9 protein-coding genes are annotated in these 14,759 nt (G+C 66.6%); all 9 read right to left on the minus strand.

What is annotated here, in order from left to right; all coding sequences use genetic code 11:
• The 9 genes from K2W61_RS18940 to dapD all read right to left on the minus strand — a co-directional run bounded on the left by K2W61_RS18940 (position 1) and on the right by dapD (position 14,746).
• Positions 1–2,622 (minus strand): TonB-dependent receptor, encoded by a 2,622-nt coding sequence (locus K2W61_RS18940; protein ID WP_236756323.1) that lies wholly within the window; start codon positions 2,620–2,622, stop codon positions 1–3.
• A gap of 101 nt (positions 2,623–2,723) precedes the next feature.
• A complete protein-coding gene (locus K2W61_RS18945) occupies positions 2,724–5,219 on the minus strand; it encodes a TonB-dependent receptor plug domain-containing protein (protein ID WP_336885399.1) in 2,496 nt (831 codons plus the stop codon).
• Between the two features lie 286 nt (positions 5,220–5,505).
• On the minus strand, positions 5,506–8,136 hold the full coding sequence (locus K2W61_RS18950; RefSeq protein ID WP_236756325.1) for a TonB-dependent receptor plug domain-containing protein: 2,631 nt from the start codon (positions 8,134–8,136) through the stop codon (positions 5,506–5,508).
• Between the two features lie 261 nt (positions 8,137–8,397).
• Positions 8,398–9,330, minus strand: a complete 933-nt coding sequence (locus tag K2W61_RS18955; RefSeq protein WP_175140632.1) for a FecR family protein — start codon at positions 9,328–9,330, stop codon at positions 8,398–8,400.
• Positions 9,327–9,815, minus strand: a complete 489-nt coding sequence (locus K2W61_RS18960) for an RNA polymerase sigma factor (protein ID WP_175131594.1) — start codon at positions 9,813–9,815, stop codon at positions 9,327–9,329. Before K2W61_RS18960 ends, K2W61_RS18955 begins: the two co-directional genes overlap by 4 nt.
• A gap of 131 nt (positions 9,816–9,946) precedes the next feature.
• Positions 9,947–11,881, minus strand: a complete 1,935-nt coding sequence (locus tag K2W61_RS18965; protein WP_175131593.1) for an ABC-F family ATP-binding cassette domain-containing protein — start codon at positions 11,879–11,881, stop codon at positions 9,947–9,949.
• Entirely contained in the window at positions 11,878–12,774 is an 897-nt protein-coding gene (prmB, locus tag K2W61_RS18970) for a 50S ribosomal protein L3 N(5)-glutamine methyltransferase (protein ID WP_175140633.1), read from the minus strand. The genes K2W61_RS18965 and prmB overlap by 4 nt, the downstream gene beginning before the upstream one ends.
• Positions 12,775–12,784: 10 nt before the next feature.
• Positions 12,785–13,924, minus strand: coding sequence for a succinyl-diaminopimelate desuccinylase (dapE, locus tag K2W61_RS18975; RefSeq protein WP_236756327.1), 1,140 nt, complete (start codon positions 13,922–13,924; stop codon positions 12,785–12,787).
• A complete protein-coding gene (dapD, locus tag K2W61_RS18980; RefSeq protein WP_175131590.1) occupies positions 13,925–14,746 on the minus strand; it encodes a 2,3,4,5-tetrahydropyridine-2,6-dicarboxylate N-succinyltransferase in 822 nt (273 codons plus the stop codon).
• Positions 14,747–14,759 lie beyond the last annotated feature (13 nt).

A 14,759-nucleotide genomic window follows, 5' to 3' on the forward strand; every position in this document is an offset into this window, starting at 1 on the left:
TCAGAAGCGGTAGCCGACCTGCACCCAGAGTTCACGCCCTGATTGATAGGTGCCGTAGTCGGTCGTCAGGTTGGGATTGCTGGCAACGATCGCGGGCATGCGGTTGAGCAGATTGAGGATATCCACGGTCAGCTCCAGCCGAGGCATGAAGGTGGGTTGCCAGGTGAGCCGAGTGTCCCAGGTCCAGTATGAGGGCAGGCGAGCCGATTGGTAGCTGTCCAGCCGGTACGGCTCGGGACCCCTGCCCACGAACATGATGCCGTCGTGCCTGCCGCGCCAGTTGATCATGTTGCTCCACGTCAGCCCCGTGGCAGGGTAGGCGCCGGTGAAGGCAAGCGTGGCGGTCTGGGGCTGGTGGTAGCTCCTGGGCGGCAGATCCATGGAGCGGATCTCCGTGCCGTTGTAGATCACCCGCTCGTCGGGACCGTGGGCGTCATCGCCATACCCTTTGGCCAGGTCGGCGTTGGCCTTGCGCTTCTGCCAACTCCACGACGCCAGCATGGTCCAGCGGGTAGGGCCGGCGTGCCACGGTTCCAGCGTGCGCAGCGTCAGGCTGACGGCGTCGGTGATGGAGCTGCCGCCATTGCGGTACTTGAACCCCTTGTCGATCCTACCGCTCTTGGTCCATTGTTGCCGGCCGTTGCGACGCACGTAGCCCAGCAGGCCTTCCAGTCCCGCCATGCGCTGGCGCAGCGACAGCGCCCATTCGTCGTCATACGGCATGCGCAGCCCGCTGTAGTCCACGGAAAAATCCTGTTTGCCGGCGGGCACGGGCTTGCCCTGGAAGTCGGTCAACTGTTTCAACAGCCGCAAGCGCCGGGCTTCCAGCGCGGTTTCCAGCACCGTCCCACCGAAGTAACGCGACCAGCCGCCGCTCAGCAAGGTGTCGCCCGATCCGAACACGTCCCAGTCCAGGCGCGTGCGCGGCGCGAGGTTGTTGCTGCCGAACAGGCTTTCGTGGTCATAGCGCAGCCCGGCATCCAGCGCCAGCCGCCGCCACTCGACGCGATCGGACAGATACAGCGCGGCCGTGCGGCTGCGCGCCCGCACGGTGCCCGGCCGCCACAGGTACATATTGGTATCAATGTAATCGCCCAGACTGTCGTAGATGCGCGTGTAGGCGGTCGACAGCCTCGGCCGCTTGAACGCCGCGTCGATCTGTTGCACGTCGATCCCCGCGTACACATTGTGTGTGAATGCCCGGCCGCGCTGCGGGTCCAGGTCGATACGCGCTTTGAGGTGTGCGGTGTCCTGTTGCTTCTGTTCCCGGCCGAACCCGCCTTTGAAATACAAGGGCCGGTTGTAGGGCCGTGTCGTAACCCACTCGCGGCTGGCGGAGCGGCGGTTGCTCATGGCGTGGTCCCAGCCCGTCTGCAACATCAGGCGTCCTGCCGGCAACCGGTGCTCCAGGCGCCCGGTCAGGCCGTATGCGCCATGGTTGTTGTCGTATTGCGTGTCGCGGGCGGTATTGCTGACCAGCCTTTCGTTGCGATCGCTGTATTTCAGCGTCAGGTCGACCAGGGTGTCGGCGCTGGCGCGCACGCTGAATTTGCCTAGGAAGTTGTCGATGCGGTCGCGATAGGAATTCGGCGTGCGCAGCGGCTTGCCGGCGTCATCGGCCGTCAGGCCCCAGCGCTCGATCCGGGATTGCCGGTGCGACATGGACAGCACCATGCCGGCCTTGTCATTGACGGCGAGGTCCGCCACGGCCGAATAGAAGCGTTTTTCCCAGCGCGGCGTGAAGCCGGGTTCCCCCTGCGCCCATTTTTTCTGCTGCCCCGGCGAGACGCGTTGCCGGGTCATGTTCGACGTGTTCCAGCGGTAGTCGAATTTCAGGTGGTTCTTGCCGGAAAAACGGCGCAACTGCGCATCGACGACGCCGCCGTTGAAGCGTCCATACTCCACCGGCACAAAACTGTCTCGCACGTGCACGGCTTCCAGAAGGCTGGTGTCGATGAAGTACGACTGCGGGTTGCTGGGCACGTTGCCGCCGATCTGGGCCAGGTTCTTGTTGGCCGGGTCGACACGGTTGGTGGCATCGACGCCATCGATCTGGAACAGGTTCTGGTAGGGGCTGGCGCCGTAGAAGGAAACGTCTTCGACAGCGAGCGAGCCGCGGTTCTGGGAGCTGGCGGCGCCGGGGTTGGTGCGCACCGCGGGATGGTTCGCCACCAGCGTGCTCAGGTCGTGGTTGGCGGACGGGGTTGAGGCGATTTCCCGCTCGCCGTAGAGACGTTCGCCGACCTGCGCGCCATAGACTCGCACGGGATCGAGCTGCGAAGTGCTGGCCGCGTTGGGCTTGTCGACCTGGATGATGTAGCGGTTCGCGCCGGCCGCACGCGGCGCCAGCCCCGAGCCTTCCAGCATCCGGTCAAGGGCCAATCGGGCGGCAAACTTGCCGCGCACCACCGGGGACATCTTGCCCGCCACCGCCTCCGGCGGGAAGGATATCTCCAGGCCGGATTGGCGGCCCAGTTCGACCAGCGCATCGCCCAGCGGCAGGGAGGGGATGCACAGGCGCAGGGCGTCGGTCAATGGTTGGGCGACCGCGGGAACGGCGAGGGCGAGCAAGGCGCAGAAAAGAAGCGTCGATGCGCGCGCGGGGTGGGCATGGCGTGGCATGAGGGCGTCCTGGCTCCGTGGATGTCGGCAGTGGGACGCCGCGAGCCGAGGGATACCTCAGTGCCGAAGCGACGTGTGATCGGTCATATCGTCCGATTCGGTCAGAAGCGGTAGCCGACCTGCAGCCAGAGTTCGCGTCCGGATTGATAGGTGTCGGGGCTGGTTCTTCTTCTGGGATTGCTCGGTGCGACCGCCGGCATCCGGTTCAACAGATTCAGGACCTCAATCGTCAACGTCAGCCTCTGGATGACAGGCGGCTGCCAGGTCAGCTTGGTGTCCCACGTCCAGTACGACGCCATATCCGCCGATTTGTAGCGGTCCAGGAGCGCCGGCGCCGGGCCGCGTCCGTCATAAACGGTTGCCGCGCGCCGGCCGCGCCAGTTCAGCATGTTGCTCCATGTGACGCCGACGCTGGGATAGGCGCCGATCAGGGTCAAGGTGGCGACCTGGGGCTGGTAGAAGGAGGTGGGGGGCAGGTCGATGGCGCGAATTTCGGCGTTGTTGTAGAGAACGCGTTCGTCAGGGTCGCGCGCGTCGCCGTCGTAGCCCTCAATCAGATCGTTGTTGGTCTTGCGTTTCTGCCAGCCCCAGGTGGCCACCAGGTTCCAGCGGGTCTTGCCGACGCGCCACGGCTCCAGGGTCTTGAGCATGATGTGGATGCTGTCGGTGGTGGACCCGCCGTCGTTGGTGTAGCGATAGCGGTATGGATCGTCGTTGGCGATGCGCTGCCGGGTCCATTGATCCCGTCCGTTTCGGCGCACGTAATTGATCCTGCCTTCCACGTTGGCGATGCGCTGGCGCAACGAGACGGCCCACTCGTCGTCATGGGGCATGCGCAGCCCTGCATACTCCGTCACGTAGGGCTTGGGGCCACGGTCGACAGGGTTACCTTTGCCGTCGATCTCCAGGCGCGACAGTCGTTGGCGTTCGGCCCATAGTGCTGTCTGCAGTACTTCGGCGCCGTAATAGCGGGACCAGCCCGCGCTCAAGAGCGTATCGCCCGAACCGAACATATCCCAATCCAGGCGGGTGCGCGGCGCAAGGTTGCCGGTGTGCAGGAAGCTCTCGTGGTCGTAGCGCAGTCCCGCGTCCAGGGCCAGTCTGCGCCATGCAATGCGATCGGACAGATACAGGCTTTCCGTGTGGTATTTCACATCGACGCTGCCGGGGAGATTGTGGGTCTTGCTGCGATCCGTATAGGTGCCGTCGGCGTGGTGGACGCGGTTCAGAGAATACGAATCCTGGAAGCGCTTGAATCCGGCATTGATCTGGTGGAGATCGATGCCCGCATAGGCGATGTGGGTGAGCGCGCCGGTGCGCAGTGGATCGAAGTCGACGCGGCCCTTGACCGACCAGGTGTCCTGTTCGGTTTGTTCCCGCCCGAAGCCGCCGCTGGTGTACTTGGGCAGCGGCAAAACGACGTGGGTCACCAATTCGTCGTCGGGCGATTTGCGATTGCTCAGGGCATGATCCCAGCCGGCCTTGAGGGTGATCAGTCCGCCCGGGAAGAAGCGCTCCAGGTTGCCGCTCAGCCCATAGGCGCGATGATTGTGGTCCCAATGGGTGTAGCGAAAAATATCGCTGGCCAGCGTTTCGCGCCGGTCGCTGTATTTCAGGACGAGGTCGGCGGTCGTATCGGCGTTGGCCTGCACGCTGAACTTGCCCAGGAAGTTATCGATGTGGTCGCGATAGTGGTTGTGGTTATAGACGATTTGTTTGCCGGTCTCATCCACGCCCAGGAGCGCGCGGGTTATCTGGGATTGCCGCTGCGACATGGCAAGGACCATACCGGCCTTGTCGTTGACCGCGATGTCACCGATGGCGGAGTAAAACTGCTTTTTCCATTTGGGCGCAAAGCCGGGTTTGCCCTGCGCCCAAGCGTTCTCTTCGCCAGGGGCGATCCGCTGCTGGGTCATATTGGACGTGTTCCAGCGGTAATCCAGCTTCAGCCCGTTTTTGCCGGAGAACCTGCGTAGCCGCGCGTCGACCACGCCGCCGGTGAAACGGCCGTATGCCGCCGGCACGAAGCTGTCGTGGACGTGGACTTCTTCGAGCAGGCGGGTATCGATGAAATAGGACTGCGAATTGCTCGGTACGTTGCCAATCTGCAGGTTGAGGTTCTTGCTGGCCGGATTCACCCGGTTGGTCGCGTCCATGCCGTCGATGCGGTACAGGTTCTGATAGGGGCTGGCGCCGTAGAATGAGATTTCCTCGACATCCAGCGAGCCACGATTCTGCGACCCCGCCGCGCCCGGGTTGGTGCGCACCGCCGGATGCGTGGCCACCAAGGTGCTCATATCCCGGTTGGACGATGGCGTCTCCTCGATCTCCTCGCGGCTGTAGACACGCCCGCCGATCTGTTCGCCGTAGACCCGGACCGGTTCCAGGCGCGATGGCGAGAATGGCGTGGCCCTGTCCACGAAGACGATGTAGCGGCCCGGGCCATCGGCGCGCAGCGCCAGGCCGGAACCGGCCAGCAACTGGTTTAGCGCCGCCAGCGCCGAGTTTTCGCCCCGCAGGGCGGGCGCGACCTTGCCGGCCACTGCGGCCGGCGGAAACGAGATCTGCAGGCCCGATTGGCGGCCCAGCGCCAGCAAGGCGTCGCCCAGCGGTTGCGCTGGCATGTCGTAGGCGAAAGTGCGGCCGGGCGACTGGGCATGGGCGGGCGCGGCCATGGCCAGTGCGGCGCAGAAGATAGCGATCGACGCGTTGGGGCGGAAACGGCCGTTGAAAGAGAGAGGCATGCGAGCGTCCTTGGCTGATTGAAAACCAGCCATAGGACGCGGCGGACGGCGGCGAACCTCAGCGCCAAACTGGCGAATGGGCGATGGGAGGCTTCGAAGTCAGACCGGATGAATGCCTGCGCACCGCTTCATCGCCGCTTCAGAACCGATACCCCACCTGCAGCCACAGCTCACGCCCCGACTGGAACGTGCTGCGGTTGGTCTTCAGGTTCGGATTGCTGGCCGTGACCGCCGGCATGCGGTTCAGCAGGTTGAGCACTTCCACCGTGAATTCCAGGTTGCGCGCGAACGTTGGCTGCCAGGCCAGCTTGGTGTCCCAGGTCCAGTACGACGGCAATTCGCCCGATTCGTAGCGGTCGAGGTATTGCGGCCGCGGGCCGACGCCGACGTAGATGGTGGCGTCGCGCTTGCTGCGCCAGTTCAGCTTGTTGCTCCAGGTCAGGCCCGCGCGCGGGTAGGCGCCGATCAGCGTGAGCGAGGCGACCTGCGGTTGGTAGAAGGTGCTGGGCGGCAGGTCGATGGCGCGGATTTCCGAGCCGTTGTAGATCACCCGGTCATCCGGATCGCGCGCATCGGCGGTGTAGCCCGTGACCAGATCGCCGTTGGTCTTGCGCTTCTGCCAGCTCCACGATGCCTGCATGTTCCAGCGCGTCGGCCCCAGGCGCCAGGGCTCCAGCGTGCGCAGCGTCAGGCTGACGCCGTCGGTGGTGGAAAAGCCGTCGTTGCCATAGGTGTAGCCCGCGGCCTGCGTGCCGCGCTTGGTCCATTGGTCGCGGCCATTACGATGCACGTAGCTCAGCAGGCCTTCGATGCCCGCCATGCGTTGGCGCAGCGACACCGCCCATTCATCGTCATAGGGCATGCGCAGGCCGCGGTAATCGACAAAGTATTCCTTGCCGCCATCGGCCACGGGCCTGCCCTTGCTGTCGAGCACCTGGCGGCGCAGGCGGCTGCGTTCGGCTTCCAGCGCCGTCTGCAGCACTTCGCTGCCGTAGTAGCGCGACCAGCCCGCGCTCAGCAGCGTATCGCCCGAGCCCAGCACGTCCCATTCCAGGCGGGTGCGCGGCGACACGTTGGTGTTGCCCAGGAAGGTCTCGCGGTCGTAGCGCAGCCCGGCGTCCAGTGCCAGCCGTTGCCATTCGATGCGGTCGGACAGGTACACGCTGGCCATGTTGTATTTCACGTTGACCGTGCCAGGCAGGTAGTGGACCTTGCTGAAGTCCTGGTAGGTGCCCTTGTTGTTGTAGGCGCGGCGGAACGAATACGAATCCTGGAAGCGCTTGAAGCCCGCGTCGACCTGCTGCAGGTCGGCGCCCGCGTACAGGCTGTGGGTGAAGATGCCGGTGCGCACCGGGTCGAGGTCGACGCGGCCCTTGAGGGTCCAGGTGTCCTGCCGCGTCTGTTCCTTGCCGAAGCCGCCCGCGGTGTATTGCGGCAGCTTGTAGGGTTGGTAGGTCACCAGTTCGTCGCCGACGGATTGGCGGTCGCTGGTGGCGTGGTCCCAGCCGGCCTGCAGCGTGAAGCGCCCGCCCTGGAACAGGTGGTCGAGGTTGCTGCTCAGGCCGTAGGCGCCGTGGTTGTTGTCCCAACGAGTGTCGCGGAACAGGTAGCTGGATAGCGTCTCGCTGCGGTCGCTGTATTTCAGCGTGAGGTCGGCGGTGGTGTCGGCGCTGGCGCGCACGCTGAACTTGCCCAGGAAGTTGTCGACGCGGTCGCGGTAGGTGTCCTGACCCTGCTGCGGCTGGCCCTTGTCGTCCACCCCCATGTTCCAGCGCGTGATGTCGGATTCACGGCGCGACATGGCCAGCACCACGCCGGATTTGTCGTTGAAGGCGAAGTCACCCACCACGGAGTAGAAGCGCTTTTTCCATTCGGGGGAATAGCCCGGCTGGCCCTGCGCCCAGCTGTTCTCCTCGCCTTCCGACACCTGCTGCCGCGTCATCTTCGAAGTGTTCCAGCGGTAGTCGAACTTCAGGTGGTTCTCGCCCGAGAAGCGGCGCAGCCGCGCGTCCACCACGCCGCCGGTGAAGCGGCCGTATTCGACCGGCACGAAGCTGTCGTAGACCCGTACCGCCTCCAGCAGACTGGTATCGACGAAGTACGACTGCGGGTTGCTGGGGACGTTGCCGACCTGCAGATTGAGATTCTTGCTGGCCGGATCGACGCGGTTGGTGGCGTCGATGCCGTCGATCTGGAACAGGTTCTGGTAGGGGCTCGAGCCGTGGAAGGAGATGTCCTCGACGTTGAGCGAGCCGCGGTTTTGCGAGCCGCTGGCGCCCGGGTTGGTGCGCACCGCCGGGTGGCTGGCGACCAGTGTGCTCAGGTCGCGGTTGGACGACGGCGTTTCGGCGATTTCCTGCTGGCCAAAGATGCGCTCGCCGGCCTGTTCGCCATAGACCCGCACGGGCTCCAGCCGCGACGTCGAGAACGGATGGGTCTTGTCGACGAAGACAATGTAGCGGCCCGGGCCGTCGGCGCGCAGCGCCAGGCCGGAACCGGCCAGCAGGCGGTCCAGCGCCAGCAGGGCGGAGTACTCGCCTTGCAGCGCGGGCGAGACCTTGCCCGCCACGGCGGCCGGCGGGAAGGAGATCTCCAGGCCCGATTGGCGCCCGAGCGCGAGCAGGGCGTCGCCCAATGCCTGCGACGGAATGTCATACGCGATGGTGCGCGCGGGCGGCTGGGCGGCGACGGGCGCGGTAATGGCCAGCATGACGCAAAGGAGGGCGGCCGAGGCGCTGGGCCGGCGTTTGCGGTCAAGAGGGAGAGGCATGAAAACGTCCTACGCTGTGTTGATGTCAGCCGTAGGACGCCGCGTAGGGCGCAATCCCTCATTGCGGAATTGATGAATAATTTATATTGATTCTTATTTACCGATTGAGAAGGCCAGCGAAAGACGGCGAGCGCAGTCCGGGATATCGCGAGTGGCGGGGGCGTGAAAGGGCGGCGTCGCGGAGCGTCGATGCGCCCGCGATGCAGAGATCCCCTGCCATGCGGAGCGCGCCGGACCCGCCAGTCCTGCGAGGGCAAGCCCTCAGCGCAGGATCAGCAGGCCGGGCAGGTCGGTGATGCCCACCTTGGTCTGCGCCAGCAGCAGGTCGAGCGCGCGCTTGGGATCGGCGATGCTCGCCGTGCCGGACACGCGGGTGCCGCGCGCCAGTTCGCCCACCACCAGGATGTGCTTGCCGGTGTAGCGCGCCAATTGCGCGGCGGCGTCGGGCAGCGCGGTGTCGTTGAAGGCCAGCAGGCCCTGACTCCAGGCGGGCGCGGTTTCGCGCGGGGCCGGGTCGCGGATCATGCCGCGGGCCGAGACCGTGATGCGTTGCCCAGGTTCGAGGGTCTGCGGCTGCCCGGCGGCGCAGGCCAGGCATTGCACCGCCACCTGGTGCTGGTAGACGGTGATGCGGGTCGCGTCGGCGTCGCGTGCGACGGTGTAGCGCGTGCCCAGGGCCGTGGCGCTGGCGTCCGCGGTGACGACCGTGAAGGCGGGGCCGTCGGCGCCGCGGGGCGTGGCCTCGAACAGCGCCCGACCGGACAGCAGGCGCACCTCGCGCTTGCCCGGCCCGAAGTCCACGGCGATGGCCGAATGCGCGTCCAGGATGGCGCGGGAGCCGTCGGGCAGGGCCACGCGCAGCGGCTGTGTGCCGCTGGCGTAGTCGGCGTCCGGCCGGAAGTCGCGCAGGGAATAGGCGGCCATGCCCGCGGTCGTGGCGAGCGCCAGGGCCAGTACCGCGCGGCGTTTGCGAGGAGGGCGGATGGTCAGCTTGCCGCGGTCGATCTCGCCCATGCGGCGCCATACCCGCGCCAGCCGGTCAAAGGCGGCGGCATGGCGGGGATCGGCGTGGTACCAGGCGTCGAATTCCGCCTGCGCCTGCGCGTCCAGGGGCTGGCCGCTGCGCCGGATGACCCAGCGCGAGGCCTGTTCGTCGGCGGCCGTGGCGTTGCCTTGGGCGGCGGCCTTGTTCACGCGGTCAAGGCCTGGTCGCAGGCCAGCAGGATGCGCATCATGTGTTTCTCGACCGCGCTGACCGAGATCGCGAGGCGCTCGGCGATGGCGCGGTAGGTCAGCCCTTCGTGGCGATGCAGGACGAAGACGTCGAGACTGCGGCGCGGCTGGCGCAGCAGGGCGGCTTCGAGCCGGTGCAGCAGTTGGTTGGCCGAGGCGACGTCCAGCGTGTCGGCCTCGAACGCCGGCGGCTGGGCGGCGGCGTAATCGGCCAGGGCGGTGATTTCGCGGCCCCGGCGCCGATGCCAGTCGGTGGCGATGTTGGCCGCCACCCGAAAGACATAGGCGCGTTCGTTGTCCGGCAGCGTCTTGTCCCGGAATTCGGCCAGCTTGATCCACGTGTCCTGGGCGCAATCCTGGGCCACGTCACGCGAGCCGGTGCGCAGGGAAAGAAAGCCCAGCACTTCGCGGTAGTGCCGGAGGAATACGTTGGTAAGCGAAGACATGTCGCGATCGCCTGGCGCCAGGTGAGAGTCAGATTTGCGACGAATTATAAATGATAATTATTATTGTTAGCTGCGGTTTCAGCGCATGGCATGTCTGGGGCGGGCTGCAGGGCGCCGCCCGCCCCAGGGGGTCAGACTTCCGTCTGCCCGATTTCTTCCAGCGAACCCTGCAATTCGAGCCACTGTTCTTCCAGCGTCTCCATGCGCTTGCCGTACTCGCCGTGTTCGGCCATGACCTTCTGGCGCTCCGCGCGGCGCGCGTCGGAATACAGATCCGGGTCGGCGATGACCGCATCCAGCGCCTGCAGCTTGGTCCGCAGCTTTTCCATGTCGGCCTCGACCTTGGCCAGCTTGGCTTCCAGCGGCTTGCGCAGCGCCGACAGACGTTGGCGTTGTTCGGCCTCGGCGCGCCGTTGCGCCTTGCGGTCGACCACGGCCTCGCCGTTCTCGGCGTTTTCACGGGCCGCTTCGGCGCGCTCGCCGGCGTTGCGGGCGGCCAACCAGTCGCGGTAGTCCTCCAGGTCGCCATCGAACTCGCGCACGGCGCCGTCGGCAACGATCCAGAAGCTGTCCACGGTCGTGCGCAACAAGTGGCGATCGTGCGACACCAGCAGCATGCTGCCGCCGAATTCGGCCAGCGCGGCGGCCAAGGCCTCGCGCGTTTCGACGTCCAGGTGGTTGCTGGGTTCGTCCAGAAGCAGCAGGTTGGGCTTCTGCCACACGATCAGCGACAGCGCCAGGCGGGCTTTCTCGCCGCCCGACATCGGGCCGACCTTGCTGTTGACCGTGTCGCCCGAGAAGCCGAAACCGCCCAGGTAGTTGCGTAGTTCCTGCTCGCGCGTGTCCGGCGACAGCCGCGCCAGATGGGCCAGCGGCGTGCTGTCCACATCCAGCATGTCGAGCTGGTGCTGGTGGAAGTAACCGATCGCCAGGCCGCGCGAGGCGCGGCGCTCGCCGGCCTGCACCGGCAGTTCTTCCGCCAGGGTCTTGATCAGCGTGCTCTTGCCGGCGCCGTTGGCGCCCAGCACGCCGACGCGGCTGCCGGCGCGCACCATCAGCGTCACGTCGCGCAGGATCGGCACGGCTTGGCCGGCGGCGTCGGTGTAGCCGGCCGACAGGTGCTCCAGCGTCAGCAGCGGGTCCGGCACCTGATCGGGCGAGGGGATGCGGATGTCGATGCCGGCCTCGGCGTGCAGCGGCGCCAGCACCTGCATGCGCGCCAGGGCCTTGACCCGGCTCTGGGCCTGCTTGGCCTTGGAGGCTTTGGCCTTGAAGCGATCGATGAAGCCTTGCAGGCGCGCGGCTTCGCGCGTCTGGCGCTCGTAGGCGATGTTGGTCTGGCGCAGGCGCTCGGCGCGCTGCGTCAGGAAGTCGCCGTAGCCGCCGCGGTAGCGCACCAGCTTGGCGTGGTCGAAATGCAGAATGGACTTGGCCACCGCGTCCAGGAACTCGGTGTCGTGGGAGATCAGCATGACGGTGCCGGGATAGGCGGCCAGCCATTTCTCCAGCCACAGCATGGCATCCAGGTCCAAGTGGTTGGTGGGCTCGTCCAGCAGCAGCAGGTCGGACGGCGCCATCAGCGCGCGCGCCAGCGCCAGGCGCATGCGCCAGCCGCCGGAGAAGCTCGCCACCGGCTGCGTCCATTCGGCCGGCTTGAAGCCCAGGCCGGCCAGCAACTGCTCGGCGCGCGAGGCCGCGCTCCAGGCGCCGGCCTCGACCAGCGCCGCCTCGACTTCGGCGATCTGCGTGCCCTGGTCGTCGGTGAGTTCGGCGCGGCGCGCCTGCAGCGCGCGCAGCGGCGTGTCGCCGTCGATGACGAATTCGCGCGCAGGGCGGTCGTCGGCGCGCAGCTCCTGTTCGACGCTGGCGATGCGCCAGCCGGCCGGCAGCGCCAGATTGCCGGCGTCCAGGTCCAGCGCGCCCGTCAGCAGGGCGAACAGCGACGATTTGCCGGCGCCGTTCTTGCCGACGATGCCGACGCGCTCGCCCGGGTGCACCACGAATTCGGCGTCGTCCAGCAGCACCTTGGTGCCGCGACGCAAGGTCAATCCAGAGGCGCGGATCACGTCGTCAACTGCTCGCGGGTCAGCAACAGCAACTGATCCGACGCTTCCGCCGTGTCGAGCCATACCGGCGACAGTTCAGGGAAGGCGGCTTCGAAGAACTCGCGCTCGTGGCCGATCTCCAGCACCAGCACGCCGTTCTCCGACAGGTAGCGCGGCGCCGCCTGAAGGATACGGCGCACCAGGTCCATGCCGTCGGCGCCGCCGGCCAGGGCCAGGTGCGGCTCGTGGCGGTATTCCTGCGGCAGCACGTCCATCGAACCGCTGTTGACGTAGGGCGGGTTGCAGACGATCACGTCGTACTGGCGCTCGGGCAGGGCGTCGAACAGATTGCTCTGGTGCAGCGCCAGCCGGTCGTCCAGGCCGTAGTCGTCGACGTTGCGGCGGGCGACCTCGAGCGCGTCGGACGACACGTCGACGGCATCCACCTGGGCATGGGGGAACGCCAGGGCCGCCAGGATCGCCAGGCAGCCCGAGCCAGTGCACATGTCGAGCACGCTGTCGACGGCCTGCGGGTCCTGCACCCAGGGCGACAGGCCTTCGTCCAGCAGCTCCGCGATGGGCGAGCGCGGCACGATGACGCGCGCGTCCACGTAGAAGCGATGCCCGCGCAGCCAGGCCTCATTGGTGAGATAGGCGGCCGGCACGCGCTCGGTGACGCGGCGGTCTATCAGCTCCAGCACGCGGTTGCGCTCTTCGCTGAGCACGCGGGCGTCCAGGAAGGGCTCCAGCGTGTCCAGCGGCAGGTGCAGCGCGTGCAGGACCAGGTAGACCGTCTCGTCCCAGGCGTTGTCGCTGCCGTGTCCCAGCGCCACCTGGGCGGCGTTCAGGCGCGATACACCGTAGCGGATCAGGTCACGCAGGGTCAGCAGTTCTTGGCGGGCGGATTGATACATGTGGGCTTTGTTACTTGGCGGGCAGGAGGTTTTCCAGCGTGCGCCGATAGATGTTTTTCAGCGGGTCCAGCGAGGCCAGCTCGATACGCTCGTTGACCTTGTGGATCGTGGCGTTGCACGGGCCGAACTCGATGACCTGCGGGCAGATCTTGGCGATGAAGCGGCCATCGGAGGTGCCGCCGGTGGTCGACAGCTCGGCCATCACGCCGGTTTCCTCGTGGATGGCCTTGACCAGCGCATCGGTCAGCGAACCGCGCGGGGTCAGGAAGGGCTCGCCGCCCAGTTCCCAGTCCAGCGTGTATTCCAGGCCATGGCGGTCCAGCACGTCGTGCACCCGTGCCTTCAAGCTTTCCGGCGTGCTGGCGGTGGAGAAACGGAAGTTGAACAGCGCCACCGCCTCGCCCGGCACCACGTTGGTGGCGCCCGTGCCCGAGTTCAGGTTCGAGACCTGGAACGTGGTGGGCGGGAAGTACTCGTTGCCCTGGTCCCATTCGATCGCGACGATCTCGGCCAGCGCCGGCGCCAACTGGTGCACCGGGTTGCGCGCCAGGTGCGGGTAGGCCACGTGGCCCTGGATGCCCTTGACTGTGAGCTTGCCCGACAGCGAGCCGCGGCGGCCGTTCTTGCAGGTGTCGCCGAGCACGTCACCGGAAGTGGGTTCGCCGACGATGCAATAGTCCATCTGCTCGCCACGCGCCTTGAGCGCGTCACAGACGATGGCGGTGCCGTCGATCGACGGGCCTTCCTCGTCGGACGTGATCAAGAGGGCGATCGAGCCGCCGTGCCGCGGGTTGGCCGCCACGAATTCCTCGGCCGCCACCACGAAGGCGGCGATCGAGCTTTTCATGTCGGCGGCGCCGCGGCCATACAGGTAGCCGTCGCGCTCGGTGGGCACGAACGGATCGCTTTCCCACTTTTCGCGCGGGCCCGGCGGCACCACGTCAGTGTGGCCGGCGAAGACCACCAGCGGCGCCGTGTCGCCACGGCGCGCCCACAGGTTGGTGACACCGCCCTGGGCGATGGTTTCGCAGGTGAAGCCAAGCGGCGCCAGGCGCGCGGCCAGCGTCGCCTGGCAATCGGCGTCCGCCGGGGTGACCGACGGACGGGCGATCAGGTCCTTGACCAGATCCAGAACAACGTGGGCCGACATTTACGCCCTCAGCAGATCGTTGATGCTGGTCTTGGCGCGGGTCTGCGCGTCGACACGCTTGACGATGACGGCGCAGGCCAGGCTGTGCGAGCCGTCGGCCGAGGGCAGCGAGCCCGGCACCACCACCGAACCGGACGGCACGCGGCCGTAGGTGATCTTGCCCGTGGCGCGGTCATAGATCTTGGTGCTTTGCGACAGGAACACGCCCATGGCCAGCACCGAGTTCTCTTCGACGATCACGCCTTCGACCACTTCCGAGCGGGCGCCGATGAAGCAGTTGTCTTCGATGATGGTGGGATTGGCCTGCAGCGGCTCGAGCACGCCGCCGATGCCGACGCCGCCGGACAGGTGGACGTTCTTGCCGATCTGCGCGCACGAGCCGACGGTGGCCCAGGTGTCGACCATGGTGCCCTCATCGACGTAGGCGCCGATATTGACGTACGAGGGCATCAGCACCACGTTGCGGCCGATGAAGGCGCCGCGGCGGGCGACGGCGGGCGGCACCACGCGATAGCCGCCTTGCTTGAAGGCGTTGTCGCCGTATTCCGAGAACTTGAGCGGCACCTTGTCGTAGAACTGCAGCGGGGCCTGGCCCATGATGGCGTTGTCGTACAGGCGGAACGACAGCAGCACGGCCTTCTTGATCCACTGGTGCACGACCCAGTCATCGTTGATTTTCTCGGCCACGCGCAGGCGGCCCAGGTCCAGCCCGTCGATGGTGTGTTCGACGGCTTCGCGCACTTCGGCGCTGGCGTCGACGGGCGACAGGTTGGCCCGGTCGTCCCAGGCTTTTTCGATGGTGGTCTGCAGGTCGAGAGTCATAGCGGCTCAGCTT

The sequence above is a fragment of the Achromobacter pulmonis genome, assembly GCF_021733725.1.
GTDB classification, from domain to species: domain Bacteria; phylum Pseudomonadota; class Gammaproteobacteria; order Burkholderiales; family Burkholderiaceae_B; genus Achromobacter; species Achromobacter pulmonis.